Consider the following 25,670-nt stretch of genomic DNA (forward strand, 5'->3'; position numbering starts at 1 on the left):
TGCTGCAAGCCATGAGTCGATCAGTCGGATAACAGATGACGCTGAAGCGAGCACTCCGCGTTGAGCCGAGACTCGCTTCGGTTTCCACTTGCTTCAGCGGGCGCAGCGTCGCAAGGCATCCATTAGCGCGAGCGGATCATACGGCTTTCGCAGCGCAATTGCGTTGGGCAGCACCTGCCGCTGTTCCGGCGTCAGTACGAGGTCGTATCCGGTCAGGAAAATCACCTGCAGTTGCGGACGGCTCCGACATGCATCGATTGCCACATCGACGCCCGATTTTTCCGGCAGCCCGACATCGGCCAGCAGCACGTCGACCGGCTGTTCGCGCAGAATGCGCATCGCTTCAAGTTCGCCGTCGGCTTCAAATATTTGCAGTCCGAAGGACTGAAGCAATTCAGTGGTGCTCAGGCGCACCAGTTCATCGTCTTCGACGTAAAGAATCCGCAGACGATTGACGGCATCGGTGGCGTCAGGCGCATCGTCGGCTTGCGCGGCCTTACTTGCCTGATCCACAAGGTGGCGAACCTTAAGCGTCGCTTCATCGCCCAGCCCCCTGGCGAACGCACCAGCGCTCGCATCCCGCACACCAGAACCCGCAGAGGTCTCATCGAGGCTCTGGCGGCGCTGATTTCTCATTACATGGCGTACTTTTCGGGCCAGCGCCTCGTACGTGTACGGCTTGCTGAGCAATTCGATGCCCTCGTCGAGCCGGCCGGCGTGCACGATAGCATTGTCGGTATAGCCTGAGGTGAACAGCACCGCAATGAGGGGCAAGCGCTCGCGCGCCTTGCGGGCCAGCTCCGTGCTGCGCAGCGGCCCGGGCATCACCACATCGGTAAACAGCAGATGAATCGGCACGCCACTTTCCACGATCGCCAGGGCGCTCTGGGCGTCCTTGGCCTTGAGGACCGTGTAGCCGAGAGCGGTCAGCATCTCGACCACTGTGGAGCGCACGTCCTCGTCATCCTCAACCACCAGCACCGTTTCCGTACCGCCCTTGGCCGGGCCTGCGTCGACCTGCGTTTCGCGATCCTCCTCCTGGCGCACACGCGGTAGATAGAGGCGCACCGTCGTCCCGTGACCGGGCTCGCTGTAGATCTTGACGTGGCCGCCAGACTGTTTGACGAAGCCGTACACCATGCTCAATCCCAGACCCGTACCCTGGCCTTCCGCTTTGGTGGTGAAAAACGGTTCAAAGGCGCGGTCGCGCACCTCGGGCGGCATGCCAGAGCCGGTATCGGTAAGCGCCACCATCACATATTGGCCTGGCGTCACATCGGCATTGCGCTGCGCATAGGCGTCGTCGAGCGAGGCGTTGCCCGCCTCCATTGTGAGCTTGCCGTGGCCGCGCATCGCGTCGCGTGCGTTGATCGCCAGATTAAGCAGCGCGTTTTCGACCTGAAACGGATCGACGAGCGTATTCCACAGGCCGCCGGAGACCACCGTCTCCATCTCAATGCCGTCGCCGAGCGCGCGGCGGAACATATCGTCCAGCCCGCGAATAAAGCGACCGAGATTGACGACCTTCGGCGCGAGCGGCTGACGCCGGCCGAACGCCAGCAACTGCGAAGCGAGGTTGGCGCCGCGCGCCACGCCTGCCAGCGCGTGGCGCACGCGCTGCTCGGCTTTGTCGGAACCGGCCACCTCTTTTGCAAGCAGTTGAAGATTTCCGCCGATCACCTGCAGCAGGTTGTTGAAATCGTGCGCTACGCCGCCGGTTAGCTTGCCGATCGACTCCATCTTCTGCGCCATGCGTAGCGCTTCTTCGGCATGATGCAAGGCTTCGGCGGTTTCCTTGTCGGCGGTGAAATCGCGCCCCACGCCGTGGATGCGGTCCGACGCCGTATCGAGCGAGAGGGTCCACGACACCCAGCGCCACGTATCGTCGATGCGCTTCAAGCGGTTTTTATAGCGCACCGGCATGCCGGTGAGCCGCAAGCGCTCCAGGTGTTCGGTGACGGTGGCGGCATCGTCGGGGTGAACCAGTTGCATGTAATCGTGCGACAGCAGCCAATGCAGCGGATAGCCGAGCGTACCTTGCCACGATGGACTGATGCGCTGCAGCGTGCCATCAAAACCGGCCACCACCAGCAGATCCTCGCTCAGCTCCCACAGCCGGTCGCGATCGGCGAGGGCCTCGCTCACGCGGCGCTCCAGCGTCTCGTTCAGCTCGTGCAGGGCCTCCTCGGCCCTGGTGCGCTCGACGATTTCCGTTTGCGCGGCCTGATACAGCCGCGCGTTGTCGATGGCGATGGCGGCCTGCGCCGCGATGCCCACGACGATGCGTTCGGCCCGAGCACCAAATACCCCCGCTTCTGGATGACCGAACAGCAAACCGCCGAGCACTTCGCCCGTGCGCGAGATCACCGGCGCGGCGAGGTAGCTGCGTACCGTCAGATGGCCGGGCGGCATGCCGTGAAAGGGGGCGTTCCTGCCGTAACGCGGATCCTGCGTCACATCGTCGACGCGGACTATGCCCTCGCCCTTGAAGGTGGTCGCGAACAGCGCGGTGTTGCGCGGCATCGGCAAACGCGCGAACGCTTCTTTCGGCGCGCCGGAGAGCGAGTACAGCATGTAGCCGTCGCCATTATCCGGCTGCATGTTATAGAAAAAAGAGCCAAACGCGGCGCCTGTCAGTTCCGTTGCAGCGTCGGTCACCACCTGTACGGCACGGCTCAGGTCGAGTTCCGCGGCCACTGTCTTACCGACGCGGTTAAGGATTTCCAGCGTGCGCGACTCTTCACGCAGATTGCGCTCGGTTTCCCGCCTCAGCCGGGCCAGTTGCAGATTGCCGCTCACCCGCGCCAGCAGTTCCCGCGCCGAGAACGGCTTGGTCAGATAGTCGTCAGCGCCGGACTCGAGGCCGCCTACGCGCGCCTCTTCCCCCGCACGCGCTGAAAGCAGCAGCACCGGCGTTTCGCGCAAGGCGGGGTCGCCGCGCAGTTCGCGCAACAGACCGAAGCCGTCGAGCCGCGGCATCATCACATCTGAGACGATCAGATCAGGGGCACTCGCCCGCACCATCTCCAATGCCTCCTGCCCGTCAATGGCGACCGTGACCTCATGCCCCGCCTGGCTCAGAATGCGGCGCATGTAGTCGCGCAGATCGGCGTTGTCGTCAACCACCAGCAGCCGCCCGGCGACGTGTCCGGCAGGCAGGGCCGCCGGCGCTTCGGCCAGGTCCTGCAGGGACTGCGTATCGTCCACCTCGACGTCGGAAAGGGCGGGCGACGCGGGAATCCAGCGCCGCGCGACATCGACATACGCAAGGGCGTGCCGGCTCAGCGCGGCCGGTGCGGAAACCGCGAGTTCCGGCGCGGCGACGAGTCCAGTGGGGCACGGCAACACGACGGTAAAGCAGCTGCCGGCGCTGGGCACGCTGTCAACCCGGATCGTACCGCCGTGCAGCTTGACCAGTTCCTGCACCATCGCAAGGCCAATGCCGCTGCCCTCGACCGAGCGCCCCGCCGACCCGGCCACCCGGTGAAACCGTTCGAAAAGCCGCGGAATTTCATCGGGCGCAATCCCGATGCCCGAGTCCGCCACGCTCATCTCGATGCTGCCGTCTTCCGCCTGCCGCACCGCCACCTTGATCGCGCCGGAGAACGTGAACTTGAACGCGTTCGACAGCAGATTCATCACGACCTTTTCCCACATGTCGTGATCGATCGCTGCAATGACCGGCACGGGTCCGCAGTCCACCTCCAGTTGCAGCCCGACTGTCTCGATGGCAGAGCGAAACAGCGAGGCGAGCTCGGCGGTGAAGGCGGCGATATCGGTCGGCTGGGGACTGATCTGAAACCGCCCGGCTTCAATGCGCGAAAAGTCGAGCAGTGCGTTGACCAGCTTCAGGAGCCGCAGGCCGTTGCGATGCGTGATCTCGATCAGGTTGCGATCGGCATCGCTGGTCGCACCGGGCTTGGCGAGCAGCTCTTCGAGCGGACCCAGCATCAAGGTCAGCGGGGTGCGAAATTCGTGGCTGATGTTCGAGAAAAAGGTGGTCTTGGCGCGGTCGATTTCAGCGAGCGCTTCGGCGCGCCGCCGCTCCTGCTCATACGCATGGGCGTAACCGATGGCCGCGCCGATCTGCCCTGCTACCAGATTGAGGAAAGCCCGATAGCTGTCGTCGAGCAGCCGGCATGGATTGAGCGCGACGACCAGTACGGCCGCCCGCGCAGTCTCGCCGCCGGGTGCGATGGGCAGCACGACCGCCTGAGCCGGTTCGCGGCTCCAGGGGCCGCTGGGCAGCCCCGGCCCGAAGCGTTGCGCCAGATCGCTCACGACCGCCGGGCGTTGCGTACGCAGCACTTGCGCCAACGGCCAGCCTGCAGCGTCGCTTGCGTGCATCGACTCGGGGGCCGCGCGATGGCCGGGCTCGATGCCACTGGCGCCGGCCAGCGTGAGGTTCGCGCCCCCCGGTTCGGCCACGTACAACAGGGCAAACGGGATATCGCGCGGATCGGTCTGTAACGCGCGTACGCCAAGTTCGCAGGCATCGCGCCACAACCGCGCATCCGCAGTCGAGGCTGCCAGTTCGCGCAATAGCATCAGTTGACGCTCGCCGACGACTCGTGCGGTATCGTCGCTGTTTGCGCAGATGATGCCGCCGGCACTGCCGTCGTCGTTGGGGATCGGGCTATACGAGAAAGTGTAGTAAGTCTCCTCGGGAAAGCCGTTGCGCTCCATGATCAGCAGCTTCTGTTCGACGAAGGTGCCTTCTTCGCCCGTCAATGCAGGGGCGAGCAGGGGCGCGATGTCGCTCCAAATTTCATGCCATACCACCTTGGTCGGTTGACCGAGCGAGACCGGATGCTTGCCGCCGATAATCGACTTGTAGGGGTCGTTGTAGAAGAACAGCAGCTCCGGTCCCCAGCCAATCCAGATCGGCTGGCGCGACGTGAGCATGATGCGGATCGCGGTCTTCAGGCCTTGCGGCCAATTCCCCGGCGCGCCGATCGACGTCGAGCCCCAGTCGTGTGCGCGTATCAGCGCGCCCATTTCGCCGCCGCCGCTCAGGAAGGTCGTATTCAAACTGACGCGCAACGCGTCTGCCGTTTGTCTATCCGGCTTCATTAGCGCAAGCTCCTCGGCACAGTTGTCGTGTTGAAGTGGCGGAGGTTCACAAAACCCCAGCAGACGGGCGCTGCGGCAGTTCAAGGCGAGCCGGCCACTTTCGCAACATTCTCGCATGCGCAACGCTGGCGCAAGTAGGGGAATGCTTTTCAAAAGCGTTTTATCCTTGGCGAGCCGAGGGACAAATTTTCTCCAAAATATACTTAACTTATTGATTTTAAAAATAAATTAAGACTGTGACGGCCGGCCGAACGTCTAGAAGCCTCGCCAATGCATGTAATCCGATGCCGCATGGGCTGGAAAAGATGGGCTACCTGCTGTCGCGACGGGAACGATCCGGAAGCCGAGCGCGGCGGGTCTATGAATCACGACTGAAGAGCGAGTGGCGCTCTGCGCAGCCATCCGTTCCCGTCTATCAACGTCTCGCTACAGGCACCATCGCGCGACGGTATTTCTGACGGTGTACGAACGACTTTTCGCAACCTCGCCTATGTGGGACGCGGCTTTGCAGCCAGACTCAACATAATTGCGCGGTATGTGGAGCGGATGCTCGCTACGTCTCAGGATGGCTATAAGTCGTTGAAATAATTTTGTTTTTAAAAACTTGGTGAGTACTGTCGTCTCGCTAAGGCTCACTGTAGCGCTGATTATCGGCCAGCTTCTGCCGCTCACGCGAGGCATGAGACCGGCCGCTCATATGGATATACATGCGACGTCGCCTGATGTTCCCGAGACCTTCATTCGTCGGCCGGTGCGGTCGCGAATCGAGGACAAGCCGATTGGCGCTGTGACATGGATGTCCAGTTGCGTTTGCTAGCGCTGGCTTCAGAAGTTCACCGGTCGAGTGGACAAATACATGATGCGCCTAACTTTTCCCGACCGTCTCGACAAAATCTGGGCCGCTCGTCGCTACGCCAGTTGCCAACAGCACCGCGAATTGGTCAGCCGATAGCGGCAGACTAAAAAAATAGCCTTGCCCTTCCTCGCACTGTTGCGTTTTCAAGAAGGCCAGTTGCGTGAATTTCTCCACGCCTTCCGCGACCACCTGCTGCTTGAGGCTAGTGGCCATCGCGATGACGGCGGTGACGATGATGCCGCTTCCCTCTGAAGAGCCAATGCTGCGCACGAACGAACGATCGATCTTGAGGACGTCGATTGGAAATTGATTGAGGTAACTCAAACTCGAATAGCCGGTCCCAAAATCATCCACGGCTAATTGCACACCCATACCTTTAAGCTGCTCCAGCACGGCTTTGCTGGCCTGCGCATCGCGCATCAATGCGCTTTCGCTAATTTCAAGCTGCAGGCGGCTCGCTTCGAGACCGGTTTCGTTTAAGGTCGATCGCACGCCCTCGACAAAATCCGGACTTCGAAATTCAAGCTCTGAAACGTTGACCGCCATCGACGCGATCCACAAGCCACCGCGCTCCCAGCGCTTGACTTGAGCGCAGGCTTCCCTCAATACCCAGCGGCCTATCGGCACGATCAAACCGCAGGACTCGGCGACGGGCACGAAGCGACCCGGCAGCAGCATGCCTCGTTGAGGGTGCATCCAACGCACTAGCGCTTCGGCGCCCGTAATCGTGCCGCTCGCGAGGTTCACCTTGGGCTGGTAGTGCAGGATGAACTCGTCGTGCTCCAACGCGTGTCGCAAATGGGCTTCGATGACTTGCCGCTCCACCGCGCGCACGTTCATGTCGGCCTCGAAGAACTGGTAGTTATTCCGGCCGCTCTCCTTGGCATGGTACATCGCGGTATCGGCGTTCTTGATCAGAGTTTCGAAGTTCTTAGCATCAGCCGGGTACACACTGATTCCGATACTCGGTGTCACATGCAATTCATGCTCGTCGATCGTATGCGACAGACTCAGTGCGGTGAGTATCCGTTCAGCGGTAAGGGCAGCATTGCCACCATCTTTTTCCTCGGGCAACAGCAGGATAAATTCGTCTCCACCTTGCCGGCTCACCGTGTCCGAACCGCGTACGCATTCGCGCAAACGTTGGGCCACAGAGCGCAGCAATTTATCGCCGACCATGTGGCCGAGCGTATCGTTGATCAGTTTGAAATTGTCGAGATCCAGAAAGAGCACAGCCAGTTGGGTGTCGTCCCGCTGCGCCACCGCAATCGCATGGGCGATGCGGTCGTTGAGCAAAGTGCGGTTCGGCAAGCCGGTGAGAGAATCATGTTGAGCCAGATGCGTCATCTTCACGGCCGTCGCTTGTGCTCCGGTGATATCGTGAAAGATCACCACCGCGCCGGTGATTTCCCCGTTTGCGTCGTGAATAGGCGCCGCGGAATCCTCGATCGCCACAGTGCTACCGTCTCGTCGTATCAATATCGTTCCGGCCGGTATGGCCATAGGTGTATCTTTGTGCAGAATCATTTCGATCGGATTGCGGGCGGGCGCGAGAGTTCTGCTGTCGACGATTTGCATGACCTCGCCGATCTTGTTGCCGCGCGCTTCTTCCTTGGACCATCCGGTCATGTTCTCGGCGGCAAGGTTGAGGTAGTCGATGTTACCCAGCAAGTCGGTACCGATGACCGCGTCACTGATCGAGTTCAGCGTAATTTCCGCGCGCGCTTTCTCCGATGTGAGGGTTTGCTCGACCGCCTTACGCTGAATGATATTGCGCAGCGACTGCGGTACTAGATAGCTGTCGAAGTGGCCTTTAGATAAATAGCCCTGCGAACCGCGTTGCACCGCTTCAATTGCCAGCGCTTCGTCGTCCATGGGGCTGAGCGTCATGATTGGCGTCTGGGGTGCGACAGCGAATAGCTGGTCAAATGTGGCTATGCCCTGGCTATCGGGTAAGGACAGATCCGCCATGACGACATCGATACCGCCGGCACGCAAGCGCTCGGCGCCATCCGCGAGCCGCGTCACCCATTCGATGGCAAACGGGCCGTCGTGCGCATTCGCAAGCACGCCTCTCAACACCGCAGCATCCGATGCGTCGTTCGTAATGATCAGAACTCTATTCACCATAGTGCGTGCATCCATGTAGGCAGTTCCTTCATGTCAGGTTGACTTGTGCCGAATGGCAGAAACGGCAGCAATGGACGGTTGGCGACTCCCGACTTCATTGGACTTTCTAGCCGGTTATGCGCAATCGGATGAAGCATCGGTCATGACGTTTCGGATACGTCAGGCAAGCGCCCGGCGCCATGGATTAATTACGAGAAGCAGATCCAGAATATCGACGGGACCTCCGAGGAAGCATTGGTTTTTATTATCAGAAGATGGCCGGATCTCGTGAAACGAGTCAGTCAGACAGGGAAACAACCGTTTAATTCGTGGAGTTGATAATAAAGATTGTAAGTAATACTGTGTAAGTTCCAGAGGTATCAATTCTAAAAATGACTTAACCAATTTCGTCAAACCGGTAATCTTTACCGACTCGATTTTATTTCACCGGTGTACCATTTGTGGAGTAACGCCGACCGACTGCTCGTGATCACGTCGATAAGCTATTCAGGCCATCAACAATGGTCAATCCAAACTAGCGTCGATACGTTTCGAGGTGCCAGTCATGATGCACGATTTTTTATCCAACAACCGTATAGAACTGATAGACCGATGCAGGGCCAAGGTTGCCGAAAGGCTCGCGCGTGCGGCTACGGTCCGACAACTTCAAACGGGCGTACCGCTATTCCTGGATCAGCTTATTCGGACGCTGCGAATTGAACAGACTAGTCAGCCCATGAATAGTCGCAAGATCTCCGGCCCCGCGAGCGGCGCACCGGCTTTATCGGAGATTGGAGTAACGGCAGCACGACATGGAAAGGAACTTTTAGGCTTGGGATTTACCCTGGAGCAGGTCGTCCATGACTACGGTGATCTGTGCCAAGCGATTACGGACCTCGCGCACGAGCGTGATGCGCCGTTCAAAATCGACGAATTTCGAACTCTCAACCGCTGCCTGGATAATGCAATCGCCGAAGCGGTCACGGAATTCAGCTATCAGCGCGACTTCGCTGTGGCCGATAAGCAGGCCCTAGAAATGAACGAACGGCTCGGTTTCTTTGCGCACGAATTACGCAACTTCCTCGGAACGGCCACTCTCGCCTTCACCGCCGCCAAGGTCGGAAATTTGAATCTGGCAGGAGCAACGGGCTCGGTGCTGGAACGCAGTTTGGTGGGATTACGCAATCTGATCGATCGCTCATTAGCGGAGGTCAGGATCACAGCCGGCCCTACCGCGCAACGCCGAGTATTTTCAGCGGCTCAATTTGTCGCCGAAGTCCGGCATTCCGCCACCCTCGAGGCCGAGATACATGGGTGCCTGTTCATTGTTTCGGCTGTCGATCCATTGTTGGCTATCGCGGGAGACTGGGATCTGCTTTTCTCCGCAATCGGAAATCTGCTGCAAAACGCTTTCAAATTCACGCACCTCCATACGGAAGTGAGCTTGGATGTTTATGCCAGCGGCGACCGGATCCTGATGGATGTCAAGGATAACTGCGGCGGTCTGCCCCCCGGAACGGCCGAGAACATGTTCCTGCCGTTCGTACAGACAGGCAGCGATAGAAGTGGCCTAGGACTTGGACTATCAATCGCTCGGCGTAGCGTCGAAGCGAACGATGGGGTGCTGAGCGTGCGCGACGTTCCGCGCGTAGGCTGCGTCTTTACGATTAGTCTTCCCCGGCACGTAGTGCCCGGAGGGTAACCGCGCTGCCCTGCAGACCGTCAAGACGAGTCTCGACCTCATGACCTTCGCCCGTGAGCAGAATAGCCAACGCTTCGCTCTCTACCTACTTCACGTTCCCCGAATGTCGTCGTTGATTTAAATCCCTGATCGGTAGGCGAAGGTGGAACCCCAACGACCATTTTTTTTACGTGATGCGCGCTTATTCGGTATCTGGTTGGAATAAGTACGAAAGTTCACTGGGTCACGAACTACATTCTGGTAGTAGGGACTACTTAGTGTGTTACCGTGGATTTCACGCCCTTGACTATTTCGGGCTATCTACCAGACATGCGCGAAGTCGCGGTATACGCGCACACCGGGCTTCAACTCAATAAGTTGCCGGCGTATTGACCCACAAGATTTTGGCCACCACATCACCGGTATTGCGGTACCCATGCGGCGTGTCGCTGCTGAAGGTAAAGGCGTCCCCGGTCGCGAGCGTGTAGCAGACGTCGCGCAGCGTCAGCTCAACAGTGCCTTCGAGCACATAGCCGACCTCTTCCCCCACATGTTCGATCTGTCCGTCGCTACCCTGCCCCGGTTCGATGATATGGATATTGGCCTGCAACAGCGCGTTACTGCTCGGCAACAACACGCGCTCCAGCGCAACCCCGCCGCTGCGGATCACCGGCCGCTCGCCCTTGCGCATGATCGGCCCGGTCGGAGTAGACGGCGAAGTGAGCGCCGCGATATTGGTGTCCAATGCCATCGCCAGCCGGTGCAACGTAGCGAGCGACGGCATCGCAATACCATTCTCGATCTTCGAAATCAGGCTTTCCGAGCACTGCGCCTTGTGCGCCAATTGCAACAGCGTCAGTCGGGCCATCCGCCGCGCATGACGCAGATGTTGGCCGAGCACCGCCTGCGGCGAGTTCGCGCCGTCAGCCTCTTGGATTGTTTCGGGCTGCTTGGGAGGTGGAGTTTGCAAGGTCAAGAGTTCCCGCAGGCACGCGCGCTCATCGGTTCGCCAGTTCGGTCACGGCGTACGCGAGGGCTTGCGCACCCAGATAGAGTTGGTGGGGATCGGTATATTCAGCCGCATTATGACTGACGCCGTCTCGGCTCGGCACGAAGATCATCGCGGTCGGGCACAAATCGGCGAGATACATCGCGTCATGAAATGCGCCCGAAGTGAGGCGCAACGGCGGCAATGCGTCGGCGCGATGGGCCGCGCGTGCGCAAGCGCGCTCGATCAAATCGGTCATCTCGGCAGGAAAACGAGTCGGTGCTCGGGTAAAGAGATTCTCCACCGAGATGGAACCGGCCCATACGGCATCAAGCACCTCGATTTCATCATGCAGCGTACGCTCGAATTTCTCCAACACCGCTTCGTCCACGCAGCGCACGTCGATCGTAAACTCGACGTCGCCCGGAATGGTGTTGATCGAATTTGGCCTCACGCGCCAGCGCCCCAACGTCAAGCGCAGACCTTGCGTGAGCGCAGCCGCGCCTTCCTCATACAGGCGCGCCGCCAGCGAGACCGCAGCCTGCATCGCATCGCGGCGCACTTCCATCGGTGTCGTGCCGGCATGCGCAGCGGCACCCACCAGCGTAACGCTGAACCAACGTACGCTCTGTATACCCGTCACCACGCCCAGCGGTACGCCCGCGGCTTCAAGCACCGGCCCCTGTTCGATATGCAGTTCGACACAGCTGTCTACCGGCTGACCCAGTTCGCGTCGCGTCACATCGGAAGACACTGCGAGCGCCGCATCGAGTGCCTCACCGAATGTCACGCCATCGGCATCGCGCGACGTGCGATAAGCCGCCAGCCGTCCGGGCTCGGCGAACGCGCTCGAACCCATCGCACCGGGGCCGAAGCGCGAGCCTTCCTCGTTGGTCCAGATCACCACCTCGACGGGGCGTTTGGTCGCGATGCCGGCATCGTTGAGCGCACGCATCACTTCGAATCCGGCAAGCACACCATAGGCGCCATCCAGCTTGCCGCCCACCGGCTGTGTGTCGATATGGCTGCCGGTCAACACCGGCGGCAATTCGGTCTGTCCGGCCCTGCGAAAAAACAGGTTGCCGCAATCGTCGATCGACACTGTGCAGCCCAAGGCAGCCGCCTGATCGATCAGGTAGCGCCTGGCCTCGATATCGATCGCGGTGAGGGTCTCGCGCGCCACCCCGCCATCGCTGCGCCCACCAAAGCCTGCGAGCGCTGCCACCGCCGCGTTCAGCCGCGCCGAATCGACCGCGTCTTGCGCTTGTTCCGCGCTGCCGGCGGTATTCGTATGCTGGTTCATTGCTTGTGTTCCTGGCGGGTCATGTCGAGCATGCCCGCTATCGGTTACGGTTAACACGCGCCTAGCGCACGCTCCAGTTGTGCTGCGACTGCCAATGCCTGTCCGTCGCCCCAGCGCGGACCAATCACGGTCACACCTATCGGTAAGCCGCTCGGACCGCTGCCCACCGGCACGCCGACACACGGGTTGCCCAGCAGCGTCCACATCCGGCTGAAGATCGGGTCGCCGGTCGACGCCAAGCCGGCCGGTGCCTCGCACGGCGCGCTCGGTGCCAGCAGCACATCGAAGCGCTCGAAGAGGCTCGCGAGTGCGGCCCGACCGTGCTGCGCCACCCGTTGCTGGCGCGCATATTCGGCACCGCTCACAGCGAGACCTGCGGCCAGCACTGCGCGAAACGGTTCGCTCAGTTGCTCGGGTTGCTCATGCAGTTCCGGCACGAATGCCGCAGCAGCCTCGTAGCTCATGATCTGTATCTGTGCCCCGGCAAGACCGGCTGCCGCCGCGTCGAACTGCGCGTCCGCCAGTACTGCGCCGGCAGCTTCGAGCAGGCGCCCGGCCCGCGCCAATGCCGCGCGACTGGCATCCGTGGTTTGCGCCCAATGCGGCGTCATGCAGATACCGATACGCAACGGCGCGCGCCCGGCAGCATCGAGCGCGCCGAATTCCCAGCGCGCCAACGTGCCCACGAAGAACGCGGCATCATCGACGCTGCGGGCCAGCACGCCTATCGTGTCCAGGCTCGGCGAAAGCGACTTGACGCCCGCCGTCGGCAAGGTGCCGAAGGTCGGCTTGTAGCCGACGATGCCACAATAGGACGCGGGCCGGATGATGGAAGCCGCGGTCTGCGTGCCGAAGGCCACCGGCACCATGCCCGCCGCCACCGCGGCTGCCGATCCGCTGGAAGAACCACCGGGGGTATGCGGCGTAGAGGCATTGGGTGAGCGCGGGTTCACGGTCGCCCCCGGCTTGAAAGTCGCGAATTCGGTCGTAACCGTTTTGCCCAGCACGATGCCGCCCGCGGCGCGCACTGCTGCCACCGCGGCCGCGTCCGTCTCGGGTCGATGCTTTGCATAAATGGGCGAGCCGTAGGTCGTCGGCATATCCGCCGTATCCATCAGGTCCTTGACGCCGACCGGCACGCCGGCGAGTTCGCCCTTGGCGCCGCCGTGTGCATCCAACTGCCGCGCTTGTGCGAGTGCGGCGGCCGCGTCGAAGTACTCCCACGCATGCAGATCGCCATCCAGCGCCTGCACGCGCTCCACATAGGCGCGTGTCACCGCTTCGGCGCTCAATGCGCCCTGCGCCACCTGCCGCGCGATCTCACGTAGGCTCAAAGCCAGCACTTCGTTCATTTGATTCTCCTGTCAGGCAAAGTACGCCGCATGGACTTCATCGTTAGCGGCCAGTTCGGCGGCGCTGCCCGCCACCACCACGCGCCCCTGCGAGAGCACATAGCCGTAGTGGGCAATCGCCAGCGTCTGGCGTGCATTCTGCTCCACCAGCAGCACCGTGATACCGAGTGCGTTGATATTCTCGATAACCTTGAAATTCTCTTTGACAAACAGCGGCGACAGGCCCAGCGACGGTTCGTCGATCACCAACAAGCGCGGCGCGGCCATCAGGCCACGCCCGATCGACACCATGGCCTGTTCGCCGCCCGACATGGTGCCGGCCAGTTGCCCCGCACGCTCCTTGAGGCGCGGGAAAGTGTCGTACACGCGCGCCAGCCGCTCGCGCACCAGCGCTCCATCTTTCTCCAAGTAAGCGCCCAGCGCAAGGTTCTCGGCCACGCTCATGCGCGGGAACACCTTGCGTCCTTCGGGGATGCAGGCAATACCCTGTGTGATGATCTTATGGGTCTTTTGTCCCGCGATATCGGTGCCGTTCCACAGCACCCGGCCGGCGCGCGGCGGCGTCAAGCCCAGGATGGCGCGGATCAGCGTGGTCTTGCCCGCGCCGTTCGCACCGAGGATGCAGGTGATCTTGCCCGGCTGCACGTCGATCGAGACATCGTGCAACACGTCGACCTTGTCGTAGCCGGTACGCAAATTCCGGATTTCGAGCCCGCTCATGCCGCCTCTCCAAGATAGGCCGTCTGCACGACCGGGTCCGCCGTGATCTCGGCATACGTTCCATCGGCAATCTTCTTGCCGTAGCTGAACACGATGCAGCGCTCGGTAATGCGCTCTATCACATTCATTTCATGCTCGATCAGCACCACGCTCAGCTTGGGCAACTTGCCTCGCACCTCGAGTATGTCGTCCATCAAGGCATGTGTCTCGTCGTGCGTCATCCCGGCAGACGGCTCGTCAAGCAGCAGCAGACGCGGACTGCTCATCAGCGCACGACAGACTTCGATGCGGCGCCGGTCTATCATCGAGAAGGTCCCGACGGGTTCGAACAAGCGCTCAAGCAGCGGCGGGCTGAAGATCGCCAGCAACTGCCGCACCTGTTCCAGCGCGCGTTCATATTCGGCGCGAAATGCCGCGCGCCTGAACACGTTGAAGAACAAACCGTGCTGCAAGTGCTGGTAATTGCCGATCACGATGTTGTCGAACACCGTGAGCGGCAGCGACAAGCGCGAGCGCTGGAAGGTGCGCGCCACGCCGCTGCGGTAAATTTCCTGCGGGCTGAGTCCGGTGATCGGTCGACCGTTGAAACGGATCGTGCCGGCGCTCGCCTTGTAAATGCCGGTCAGCACGTTGAAGAAGGTCGTCTTGCCCGAGCCGTTGGGTCCGAGCAGACCCAACACTTCGCCTTCGTGCACTTCGAGCGAGAGATTGTCGAGCGCGGTCAGGCCGCCGAAACGCATCGTCAATGCGTCGACTTCGACCAGCGGTGGCTGTGCGTTCATCGTGACGCCCCCTTGCCGAAGAACAGCCGCGTCGTGCGCGGCAACAAGCCATCAGGGCGGAACAGCAAGATGGCGAGCACGACCACCGCATAGAACAGGAAGCGGTACTCCTGGATAAATTGCAATTTCTGCGGCAGCACCAGCACGATGAACGCGGCCGGCACCAGGCCGACCGGATTGCCCAGGCCGCCCAGCACAACGATGGACACCAGCAACAGCGAATCGCTGAAGGCGAAGTTATCAGGTGCGACAAAGCCGGTCATCATGCCGTAGACGCTCCCCGCAATGCCCGCGAGAAAATTGCCCAGCATGAAGGCCACCACTTTCCAGCGCGCGATATGAATGCCGAAGGTCGCAGCCGCGGTTTCGTCGGTGCGCACCACGTCCATGCTCAGGCCGATCCAGGAGCGCTCCAGCGTTTTCACCAACACGAACGCCGCGCCGCAAATCGCGAGGCTCAGCAAGGCATAAGGCACATAAAACGACACGTCCTGGTCGAACAGTTCGAAGCCGTCGTTGAAGGCGAAACCGAACATCGAGATGCCGGGCAGGCGCAGACCTTGCGGGCCACCCAGCACATCGTTGACTTCCACGAACGTGCGAAACAGGATGCCGAATGCGATGGTCACGAGTGCCGCGTAATGACCGCGCGTACGCAGCACCGGCAGAATCAGGATCGACCCGATCGCCGCGGACACGATACCGGACAGCACGATAAGCAGCAGATGCGGGATGGCCGTATGCGCAGCCAGCACGGCAATCGTGTAGCTGCCGATACCGAAAAATGCCGCGCCGGCAAAGTTCGCCACGCCAACATACCCGAACTGCAGCGTCAGGCCCAGGCAAGCAGTCGTGAAAAGCATCACGGTGCACAGCATCAGCAGCACATAGTGCGTGTCGTAAAACGCCGCGATCAGCGCGAGTGTCCCGAGCAGCGCGCACCACGGACCGACGCGCGGATTGTGCAGCGCGGCCGCTTCGATGCGCCGGTTCACACCGAGCCGTTTGGCCAGCGGCACCAGCACGGCGGCCAGCACCAGCAGGACGCCGACCTGGAACTGCGATTGGGCATACAGGAATGCCCAGACATACACGGTCAACCCAACGGCCAGCGCAATCTGGAGCGCCGCGCCATGGCGACGGCCAGGGGCGAGTGAAGTGATAGTGGTCATACGCGTTCGCTCGCTCGTTCGGCGATCAGGCCGGTCGGTTTCCACGCCATCAGGATGATGACCACCGCGAAGGCGAACACGTCCTTGTAGGCGCTGGGGATATCGGGAATCAAGGCCGGCAGCGCCGCGCTGCCCAGCACCTGCAGCGCGGCGAACAGGAAGCCGCCCAGGATCGCGCCATACACATTGCCCAGGCCACCCAGGATCGCCGCGGCAAAGCCGATCACGCCGAGCAGCAGCCCGACGTTGAAATTGATCTCGTTGTAGTACAGCCCGTTCATCACGCCTGCCAGCGCTGCCATGCCGGAACCGAGCGCGAATGTCACCAGCACCACGGCGCCGAAGTTGATGCCCATCAGCCGCGCCGTCTCACCGTCCTGCGCCACCGCGCGAATCGCCATGCCCAGGCGAGTGCGTGTGATCAGTAGGTGCAGCGACACGATCGCTGCCAGCCCGGCCAACAGCAAAATCAGGTTGTCCCAGCGCAGTGCAAAGCCGCCGAGATAGAATGACGAGGTCGGCAGCAATGCCGGAAAAGGCTTGGGATTGGCGCCGTCCGGATAGAACAAGCGTACGCATTCGCGCAGCACGGAACCCAGCATCAGCGTGGCCAATAGCGTATTGAGCGGCGGCGCCTTATGCAACGGCAAAATCAGGAAGTGGGCGATCGCCGCTCCGAGCAAACCGGTCACGATCACGGCACTCAATACCACCGCCACAAGTTGCAGCCACGGCGAGCTGATGCCGAGTGCGCTCACGCCCAGTGACGCCGCAAGACCTGCGAACGCGCCGACCATCAATACATCGCCATGCGAAAACTGGATCACATCCAACACGCCGAAAAACAGGGTGAATCCGACTGCCACCATGGCATAGATCATGCCGAGCATCAGCCCGTTGACCAGATATTGCCCCAACGCTTCCATCATTGTCCCGTCGAAAAAGAATTGCCGGTAGAGCACGCATGCACGGCATCATCGTCGCGCATGCGTCTCCTCTCTACCGTTTGCCAGTGTTGCGGCGCCCACGGCACCGCGAGACTTAAAGGCCCAGGTTAAAGACCCGCGAGCTTTTTCTGTCCCTTGGCGTAGACGCTGTCTTCCCAGATCACCCACTTGCCGTCCTGAACCACGTACTTGCTCACCAGCGGCACGACGTTTTGACGATGGTCATCGAACGTGACCTTGCCGATGATGGTGTCGACGTTCTGCGTGTGGTTCAGGGTGTCGCGTATCTTGTGACGGTTCGGACCGTCTTTCTCCACGGCGTCGATGATCAGGTTGGTCGCGGCGAACGCGAATGCACCGTAGGCCTCAGGCGGTTCGCTGTATTTCTGCGCTGCATATTGCGTCAAGAAATACGTGCCGCCCGGCAGCTTGTCGGTCGGTGCGCCTTCGAGGAACGAGAGCGAGCCTTCGGCCAGCGTTGCGCCGGCACCGTCGATATAGGCATCGGCCTTGATCCCGGAGGTACCTTCGAACTGCGCATCGATGCCGAGTTTTGCCATTTGCGTGCGGATGCGCACACCGATCGGCGTCAAGCCGCCGAAGTACACCACCTGCGGCTTCAGCTCCTTGATCTTGGTGAGCTCGGTGGTGAAATCTTGCTGATCGGCCGACACGCCGAAGTCGCCAAGAATATCGCCACCGTCTTTCTTCAGCGCTTCGCTGAAATATTTGTTGTGCCCATTGCCGTAATCGGTGGTGTCGTGAATGATCACGAATTTCTTGTAGCCGAGGCCGGTCATGAACTGTGCGGCCACCTGGCTCTGATTGATCATCGTGCCGTTGACGCGATGGATTTCCTTGTAGTCGTTGGCATACGTGACATCGGGCAGCACTGCACCCCACACCACAACCGGCAGGTTGAAGCGGTGGTACACGTCCACGGTCGCCATCGCCACCGCCGAGCAGAAGTGCGTGACACCGGCGACGATGCTGTTGTCGGAGGCGACCTGCGTGGCCACCTGCACGCCGATGTTGGGCTTGCATTCGTCATCGAGCGACACCAACTGATATTGGTATTTGCTCTTGGGATCCGCATTGCGCAGGCGCACCGCGAGGTCCGCCGAATCGCGACCACCCAGTCCGATCGCGGATACGCCGCCGGTCAGCGGGCCGATAAACGCGATTTTGACCACGTCTTTTGCTTGTGCTGCGCCGGCCAGCATCGATAGCCCGAGCACAGCGCACCCGACGGCTTTGAATAGTTTTTTCACACGCACTTCGGCTTCCCCTATTTCAAGTAATGGAACTGCATTCAAGTCTCTTTACTTAAAATAAAGCAACATGCATGCCAGTGGAATGTATGGAACAGTGCATCGCGGGCGCAGAGGCCGACAGAACGGGGCGTAGGGGAGATCGAGACCGCTGGATGTACCGAGGCGTAGACCCGCAGACCCGGCGTCGAGGCTGACGCGCAATGGTGCCGGCGCGGGCACTCGCACCATAAAGTGGAGTGCATGCACAGCAATGGTCACGATCCGACCTCTCAAGACAATGCCGGCTTGGTACCGGGCAAACGGAAGTAAAGATTGGCCGAACTCGGTCCTGCGAATAACTTCTTCAGTACCACGCCCCCGAACACCCAGGGTCGAAAAGTCACCCCACTGATTTCGTCATCGTCTATCAACGTCTCGCTACAACCACCGCGACATGGCGGTATTTCTGATGGAATACGAGCTACATTTCGTGCCCCCACGATGTGGGACTTGGCCTTCCAGTCTGATTCAACATAATTGCCTGGTATGTGGAGCGGATGCTCAGCGCGTCTCAGGACGTCCATAATCCATTGAAATAAAGTAGAGACAAGCCAAAACCGGAATCGGTCATGAATGGTCGCTTGCGATCCGTCCCGGGAAGTCTGCTTTGGAGACGCCACCTACCATCCGGCGTGAATCTCCTCCGAATGCCGACTTCCCTTTTCTTGATGTTCAAAGTGAGCGACGGTCCTCTAGCTGCCTCGCTGCAAGGCCTACATGCCCGGCCCAAAGTCGGTCGAGAACGCGAGCTCTTTCTGTGCCTCTAGCGCAGCGAGACGCTCGCTCAATTGCTTGTGCATGACGTTGTAGGCATCACTCCCCAGCGCTATGCGTTTGGGCGCGGGATGCTGGTCGGCACTAGCAATCATGATTTCGGCCATCTTTACTGCATCGCCGATCGGAATATTGATTCCCTCCTCGATCATCCGATGCGCCATGCGCGCCGGCGACGCATCGTAGGCCGCGAGCTTGGGCGAGAGTTGGGCACTTTGATAGCGAAAGTTCGTTCGCGCCGCGCCCGGTTCAACCAACGTGCAACCGATGTTGAACCCGGCCACCTCCTGCCCGACAGCGTCAGTGAACCCTTCAATGCCCCATTTGCCTGCGTGGTATAGCGAGCCGCCGGGGAACGTAGCCTGCCCGCCCATCGTCGATAACTGGATGATGCGTCCACCGCCCTGGCGGCGCAGATGCGGCAGCGCCGCACGAACGGTTTGAATGGAGCCGATCAGGTTCGTGTCGATCTGATGCATGATCTGCACGTCGGTCATTTCTTCGGCCGCGCCGAATAGTCCGTAACCCGCGTTGCTCACGACCACATCGATACGCCCCAGTTCGCCGAAGGCGAGGTCGACGACACGGCGGATGGCGGGAGCGTCCGTTAAATCAAGTTTTGCGAGCCAAAGCGCAGCACCATGGCAAGCCTTGAGATCGGTCATCGAATCCAGATCGCGCACCGTACCGGCGACGCGATCTCCTCTAGCAAGGAGCTGCTCGGTCATGTGACGGCCGAAACCGCTGTTCACTCCAGTGATAAACCAGGTTTGCTTCATGATATTGACATCCTCTCCGATCTATTCGGGCTACGAGTTCTACCTGGCAAGTCCGGGCAGTCAACGTAGCTTAAAACCGGACCGTCAGATTTTGAATACTTGAAAGTCGTGGTTTCATGCGTCAAAATCTGACAATCATGATCGATCCCTTCTCCGACTTTCTCAGCCTCATGGGCGCGCGGTCCGTCATTTCGGGTGGACTTGTTGCCGGCGGCAAGTGGGCAATCAATTTCCCGCGGGCGAACACAGTCAAGTTCTGGGGCGTGGCGCGGGGAAGCTGCTGGATGCTGTTTGAAGGCGACACGGCTCCCCTTCGCATCGAAAGCGGTGACGTGTTTCTGCTCTGCGAGCCGCGCTCACATGTCCTCGGCAGCGACCTGGAGGCGCAGCGCGTCGATCTCGCCGACGTCCTCGAGGGGCGTGTGGGCAACATGGTCCATCATGGCGACGGCGATGAGTTTTTCATGATTGGCGGCAAGGTCGAGCTGAGCATCGCTTCCAGCCAGCTTTTTCTGGACGCGTTGCCGCCCCTGATTCACGTGCGCGGGACATCGAGCCAGGCGCAATCCCTTCGCTGGCTGCTCGATCAACTCGTTCGGGAGCGGCAAGGGGCCTTTCCCGGAGCGCATGTCGCGTCGAACCAACTCGCGCATTTGATGTTCATTCAGATACTGCGGGCGCACTTCGAGGCGGCTGGATCGCAGCCTGCTGGATGGCTTCGCGCCTTGAGCGACAGGCGTCTCGCGCCGGCACTCCAGCTCATGCATGATGATCCCGGCCGCGCTTGGCAACTTCGAGAACTCGCACAAGCCGCAGCGATGTCACGTGCGACGTTTGCCGCTTACTTCAAGACGGTTGCTGGAATGTCGCCGCTTTCGTATCTGACGAAATGGCGGATGCACCTTGCGCAGCGCGCTCTTCTGGAGAGCCGAACCCACGTCAACGTGCTTGCACGCTCACTTGGCTACGCGTCCGAGAGCGCGTTCAGCAATGCCTTCAGGCGCGTCGTCGGACGCTCGCCAAAGCACTTCCGGGCACAGGCGCTCGAGGATGTTGCAACGCAGTGCGAGGGCGAAATCCAGTGACTTGGAGCCCGCGACCTGGCGTTGTGCATCCGGGTAAAGCGAGGGCGAAGCGCGCGTGCAAAGGCTCATTCGTGAGCTAGTCGCATGGCGATTGATTTTCCTCTGTAATCATCCGCGTCAATACTGCGCCCCCCTGCACAGTCGCAATCGCTGAAGTTTAGGCGGGTCGGCATGTCCAAATTTTTGATTCCCCTTGGATCGATCGAAAAATTAAGATTTGCAGAACGACGGACTCACGATCGCGCGAGAGATTCCGGGATATCGAGGCTGAGTCCGCTCCCCGCAGCGAGCGCCCTCGACGGGGCTTCTTTCCAATCGAAACTCGCCCCTAGTTCGGGCGTACCATGCACAAACTGATGGACCTCGACACCCGCTCACGCCTTGGAGGCGCCCAGATGCGACTTGCTGACTTTATCTCGCGAGACATGGAGCCGATTCTGGCGCAATGGGAGGCGTTCGCCGCCACCCTTCTGCCGGCCGCAGCAGACATGGAATCGTCGGCATTACGAGACTACGGACAGCAAATCTTGCTCGCGGTAGTAAAGGACTTGCGGACTTCGCAAACCCGGGAAGCTCAACGCGAAAAATCCCTAGGGGGAACCCTCGGTCCAATCGACGCGGCTGAAACAGCCGCGCAAACGCACGCGGTTCTGAGGGCAAGGGCCGGTTTTGATATCAATCAGCTCCTCGCCGAATATCGCGCCCTGCGCGCAAGCGTACTGCGCTTGTGGATGGACGAGTGCGCACTCGAAGCGCCTGACCTGGATGACGTCATTCGTTTCAACGAAGCGATCGATCAAGCAATTTCCGAATCGGTCACCGTTTTCAGTGCACAGGTCGAGCAGAGTCGTAACCTCTTGCTTGGCATGCTGGGGCATGACCTGCGCAGCCCTCTCCAAGCGATTCAGGTGACTGCATCGTATCTGGGCGCGCTGAATGCCGGGGAGCGAGTATCGGAAGCCGCCGGCCGCCTGATACGCAGCGGAGCCCGGATGCAGGCGTTGCTTGATGACCTGACTGATTTCAACAGGACCAAACTGGGCTTGGGCATCAACGTAACGTCCACGAGCGTCAATCTTGCGGATGTGCTTGCTGACGAGCTGGACGTGTTGCGTTCGGTTCATCCTGACAGACAGATTGAGCTACAGGTAAATGGCAATTTACAGGGGGTTTGGGACGGGCGGCGCTTGCAGCAGTTGCTTGGAAATCTCGTTCTCAATGCCATCAAATATGGCGCAAAAGACACTCCAGTCCGAGTCGACGCCACTGGCGATGGCACGCATGTCCATATCGATGTCAGAAACTGTGGACCTGCCATCGAGCGCGCAATGCTGGCCAGCATCTTTGACCCGCTGACGCAGGGCCCGGACCATCAGAGCAAAAGTGGCACAGCGGGAAGTCTCGGATTAGGTTTATATATTGCCAGTGAAATCGCCAAGGCCCATCACGGGTCGATCGAAGCGCGATCCGACGAAACAGAGACCTCGTTTTCAGTGTCGCTCCCGCGTGTGCAGAGGACCGCAGAAGATACTGACGGCTCGTCACAGTAAGAAAAGCGACTCACTCGTTGGCGGTGCCACGGCCAGAAGAGAGAGCTCTCCGGTGAAGTTTTCGCCCCTATCGCTTCGGCCTCTGGGGTCCAGACTGGCGAAAGTCGATCGCGGACGACCGCATTGCGCCGTCCGCGCGGTATCGCATTAACGCAGCGGTTTGAATGCTGCCCTAAGGTCCATCGTGAGAGCGTCGGGTTGCTCCCAAGCGGCGAAGTGACCGCCTTTCGGTTGTCGGTTGTAGTACAGCAGATTTGGAAACGCCTTCTCGACCCAACTCTTGGGCGCTTGATAGAGCTCGTCCGGAAACGCACTGACCGCAACCGGAATCTTGATCCCCTTGGGCGCAAAGAAGGCGAGCTTATTCTCCCAGTACAAACGCGACGAAGACACGCCGGTCTCGGTCAGCCAATAGAGCGTGACGTTATCGAGAATATCGTCTCGTGTGAGGCCTTCGCGTTGGCCATCAAAGACACGTGCGATGAGCGCATAACTGCGCGCGTCATGATCGAGCATCCAGGCCGCGAGGCCGATAGGCGAGTCGTCAATCGCGTACAGCGTCTGTGGCCGGTTGGTCATCTCCTGGGCATAGGCAAGACCATGTTTGTAGAAGAAGTCGAGCTGACCGTAAGCGTATTGCTCGTCCGCCGAGAGGCCGGCCGGCTGCGGTGCGCCGGACTGCAGCGCCTTGTCGATCTCGGGTGGGACCGCAGCCGGCATGTTGGTGTGAATCGCAATGAGTCCCGGGGGCGCTTGCACTCCCATCTGCTCGGTTACGGCGTCACCCCAATCGCCGCCTTGCGCTACATACCGCGTGTAACCCAGGCGCTGCATCAGCACCGCCCAGGCGCGTGCGATATGCTGAGGATCCCAACCGACAGCCGTTGGCTTTCCAGAGAACCCATATCCCGGCAGTGATGGGATCACGACGTCGAAGGCGTCCGATGCGGTTCCGCCATGCGCCGTTGGGTTGGTCAGTGGATCGATGATCTTGAGCTGCTCGATGATCGAGCCAGGCCAGCCGTGCGTAATGATGATCGGCAGCGCATTTTTTTCTTTCGAGCGAACGTGGATGAAATGAATGTCCACGCCATCGATGTTGGTGACAAATTGCGGCAAGGCATTCAACCGCGCCTCAACTTTTCGCCAATTGTAGTCGGTCGACCAGTAGCGCGCGAGCTTCTGCATGGTTGCCAGTTGCACACCTTGGGTCGCATCGTCCACCAGCTCCCGGCTCGGCCATCGGGTCGCCAAAATCCGCCGATGCAGGTCGGCGAGCACCTTATCTGACGCGTGGAAATGGAATGGACGTATCGATGTATCGCCAGCAGGTGGCTGTTGGGCAGGTGCTTGTACGGTATTCGGTGGCGCTGCGGCGGGCTTTGCGGTATCGGCTTGAGAAGACATAGGCATGAACATTGCCATCATCCCAACCAATACTGAGGTGGCTAATAAGCGCCGACGCACGAATGTTTTTAAATATGTCATCATTTTCCACAGACTCCTGTTTGGAAGTTGAATGGCATATTTGTTTCGACTACCTTGATGACGCGTACTGCGTCACACCGGCTGAAATCCCACTGAGCTCGCGCGCTGCCGAAATTCATCTGCCGATATTAGTTATAGGCGTTCCGGCAGAATCTATCGGTAGTTTTTGTGTGGCTTGTCCGGTCCCTTGATAACCGTATGTGGTCCCTACATCAACACAATGTCGTACTGCTCCTGACTCAGATTCGACTCCACCTGCAGCGAAATCGGCTTGCCGATAAAATCGCAAAGCATCGCAAGATGCTGCGACTCCTCTTCCAGAAACAGATCGATCACATCCTGCGAGGCCACCACGCGGAACTCGCGCGGATTGAATTGCCGCGACTCGCGCAGGATTTCGCGCAACACGTCGTAGCAAACGGTACGTGCGGTTTTCAATTGGCCTTTGCCGTCGCAAACCGGGCACGGTTCGCACAACACATGAGCGAGCGATTCGCGTGTGCGCTTGCGCGTCATTTCGACGAGCCCGAGCTGTGAAAATCCGCTCACGGTCACTCTGGTGCGATCGCGCGACAGTGCCTTCTTGAGCTCACCGAGCACAGCGTCGCGATGCTCGCCGTTCTCCATGTCGATGAAGTCGATGATGATGATGCCGCCCAGGTTGCGCAGCCGCAACTGACGGGCGATCGTGTGTGCTGCCTCAAGATTGGTCTTGAAAATGGTGTCGTCGAAATTGCGCGCACCGACGTAGCCGCCGGTATTCACGTCGATGGTGGTCATGGCCTCGGTCTGGTCTATCATCAGATAACCACCCGATTTCAGATCGACCCGGCGCGACAGTGCGCGCAGGATTTCCGCTTCGATATTGTAGAGATCGAACAGCGGCCGCTCGCCAGTGTAATGATGAAGGCGCGAGCTGACCGCAGGCGTGAACTCCTCGGCGAACGCGGACAGCATCTGGAAGGTTTCGCGCGAATCCACTTGAATGCGGCTCGTCTCGTCGGTGACGAAATCGCGCAGCACGCGTTGTGCCAGGTTCAAGTCTTGATGCAGCAGCGTAGTGGGCGGGGAGCGCAGCGCCAACGACTGGATCGTGGTCCAGGTCTTGCGCAGGTAGGTCACATCGCTTTTGAGTTCGTCGCAACTTGCGTCTTCGGCAATCGTGCGCACGATGTAGCCGCCGCTTTCGCCCGGTGGCAGCACCGAGGTTAGCCGCGCGCGGACCGCTTCACGGTCTGCCTCGCTTTCAATTTTTTGAGAAATGCCGATGTGCGGTTCTTGCGGCAGATAGACGATCATGCGCCCGGCAATGCTGATCTGTGTCGACAGGCGCGCGCCCTTGGTGCCGATCGGATCCTTGATCACCTGGACCATCAAGGTCTGGCCTTCGTAGATGGTCTTTTCGATCGGCTGCAAGGGCGCTGACCCATGCGCGCTGTGATGCCCGTTTTGCCCCGCTTGGCGCGGGTGCCAGATATCCGCTACGTGCAGGAACGCCGCCCGTTCGAGACCGATATCGATAAAGGCGGATTGCATGCCCGGCAAAACACGGACAATTTTCCCCAGATAGACATTCCCGACCCGGCCCCGCGAGAGCGTACGCTCGACATGCAATTCCTGGACCGCCGCTTGTTGAACGAAGGCGACCCGGGTTTCCTGGGGGGTGATATTAATCAGGATTTCTTCGTTCATCGCGCC

General features: G+C 60.2%; 16 protein-coding genes. 3 read left to right on the forward strand and 13 right to left on the reverse strand.

All coding sequences use genetic code 11. The annotated features are described in order from the left end of the window. Positions 1-93 precede the first annotated feature (93 nt). Together GSQ77_RS04295 and GSQ77_RS04300 are read right to left on the reverse strand one after the other, a co-directional pair. Positions 94-5,073: a response regulator gene (locus GSQ77_RS04295; RefSeq protein ID WP_158899374.1), complete on the reverse strand. Its 4,980-nt coding sequence runs from the start codon at positions 5,071-5,073 to the stop codon at positions 94-96. 865 nt (positions 5,074-5,938) lie between these two features. Then, positions 5,939-8,074, reverse strand: coding sequence for a bifunctional diguanylate cyclase/phosphodiesterase (locus GSQ77_RS04300; RefSeq protein ID WP_254067431.1), 2,136 nt, complete (start codon positions 8,072-8,074; stop codon positions 5,939-5,941). A gap of 529 nt (positions 8,075-8,603) precedes the next feature. Between GSQ77_RS04300 and GSQ77_RS04305 the strand changes: the two genes are divergently transcribed. After that, a complete protein-coding gene (locus tag GSQ77_RS04305; protein WP_174246387.1) occupies positions 8,604-9,740 on the forward strand; it encodes a HAMP domain-containing sensor histidine kinase in 1,137 nt (378 codons plus the stop codon). 349 nt (positions 9,741-10,089) lie between these two features. On the opposite strand, the gene GSQ77_RS04310 is transcribed toward GSQ77_RS04305, so the two are convergent. From GSQ77_RS04310 to GSQ77_RS04350, 9 genes are all read right to left on the reverse strand, one after another. After that, positions 10,090-10,656, reverse strand: coding sequence for a helix-turn-helix domain-containing protein (locus GSQ77_RS04310; protein ID WP_301951138.1), 567 nt, complete (start codon positions 10,654-10,656; stop codon positions 10,090-10,092). Positions 10,657-10,717: 61 nt separating this feature from the next. Beyond that, a complete protein-coding gene (locus tag GSQ77_RS04315; protein WP_158899375.1) occupies positions 10,718-12,010 on the reverse strand; it encodes a M20 family metallo-hydrolase in 1,293 nt (430 codons plus the stop codon). A gap of 50 nt (positions 12,011-12,060) precedes the next feature. Then, positions 12,061-13,362 carry an amidase gene (locus tag GSQ77_RS04320; RefSeq protein ID WP_158899376.1) on the reverse strand — a complete coding sequence of 434 codons (1,302 nt, stop codon included), beginning with the start codon at positions 13,360-13,362 and terminating at the stop codon, positions 12,061-12,063. Positions 13,363-13,374: 12 nt separating this feature from the next. Continuing rightward, the gene (locus GSQ77_RS04325) at positions 13,375-14,082 is read right to left on the reverse strand and encodes an ABC transporter ATP-binding protein (RefSeq protein WP_158899377.1); all 708 of its coding nucleotides are present in this window, start codon (positions 14,080-14,082) and stop codon (positions 13,375-13,377) included. Beyond that, positions 14,079-14,864 carry an ABC transporter ATP-binding protein gene (locus tag GSQ77_RS04330; protein WP_158899378.1) on the reverse strand — a complete coding sequence of 262 codons (786 nt, stop codon included), beginning with the start codon at positions 14,862-14,864 and terminating at the stop codon, positions 14,079-14,081. The genes GSQ77_RS04325 and GSQ77_RS04330 overlap by 4 nt, the downstream gene beginning before the upstream one ends. Continuing rightward, on the reverse strand, positions 14,861-16,036 hold the full coding sequence (locus GSQ77_RS04335; protein ID WP_158899379.1) for a branched-chain amino acid ABC transporter permease: 1,176 nt from the start codon (positions 16,034-16,036) through the stop codon (positions 14,861-14,863). Before GSQ77_RS04335 ends, GSQ77_RS04330 begins: the two co-directional genes overlap by 4 nt. After that, positions 16,033-16,962, reverse strand: coding sequence for a branched-chain amino acid ABC transporter permease (locus GSQ77_RS04340; RefSeq protein ID WP_158899580.1), 930 nt, complete (start codon positions 16,960-16,962; stop codon positions 16,033-16,035). Before GSQ77_RS04340 ends, GSQ77_RS04335 begins: the two co-directional genes overlap by 4 nt. A 128-nt stretch (positions 16,963-17,090) precedes the next feature. Continuing rightward, a complete protein-coding gene (locus tag GSQ77_RS04345; RefSeq protein WP_158899582.1) occupies positions 17,091-18,206 on the reverse strand; it encodes a branched-chain amino acid ABC transporter substrate-binding protein in 1,116 nt (371 codons plus the stop codon). Positions 18,207-19,009: 803 nt separating this feature from the next. Next, positions 19,010-19,849, reverse strand: a complete 840-nt coding sequence (locus GSQ77_RS04350; protein WP_158899380.1) for an SDR family oxidoreductase — start codon at positions 19,847-19,849, stop codon at positions 19,010-19,012. Between the two features lie 116 nt (positions 19,850-19,965). On the opposite strand from GSQ77_RS04350, the gene GSQ77_RS04355 reads away from it, so the two are divergent. Together GSQ77_RS04355 and GSQ77_RS04360 are read left to right on the forward strand one after the other, a co-directional pair. Continuing rightward, positions 19,966-20,934, forward strand: a complete 969-nt coding sequence (locus GSQ77_RS04355) for an AraC family transcriptional regulator (RefSeq protein WP_254067432.1) — start codon at positions 19,966-19,968, stop codon at positions 20,932-20,934. A 395-nt stretch (positions 20,935-21,329) separates the two neighbouring features. After that, on the forward strand, positions 21,330-22,484 hold the full coding sequence (locus tag GSQ77_RS04360; protein WP_158899586.1) for a sensor histidine kinase KdpD: 1,155 nt from the start codon (positions 21,330-21,332) through the stop codon (positions 22,482-22,484). Positions 22,485-22,631: 147 nt separating this feature from the next. On the opposite strand, the gene GSQ77_RS04365 is transcribed toward GSQ77_RS04360, so the two are convergent. Together GSQ77_RS04365 and rng are read right to left on the reverse strand one after the other, a co-directional pair. Beyond that, positions 22,632-23,897, reverse strand: coding sequence for an epoxide hydrolase family protein (locus GSQ77_RS04365; RefSeq protein WP_254067433.1), 1,266 nt, complete (start codon positions 23,895-23,897; stop codon positions 22,632-22,634). A 282-nt stretch (positions 23,898-24,179) separates the two neighbouring features. Further along, positions 24,180-25,664 carry a ribonuclease G gene (gene rng / locus GSQ77_RS04370; RefSeq protein WP_158899381.1) on the reverse strand — a complete coding sequence of 495 codons (1,485 nt, stop codon included), beginning with the start codon at positions 25,662-25,664 and terminating at the stop codon, positions 24,180-24,182. Between the last annotated feature and the right edge of the window lie 6 nt (positions 25,665-25,670).

Source organism: Burkholderia sp. L27(2015), from assembly GCF_009765705.1.
GTDB lineage: Bacteria > Pseudomonadota > Gammaproteobacteria > Burkholderiales > Burkholderiaceae > LMUX01.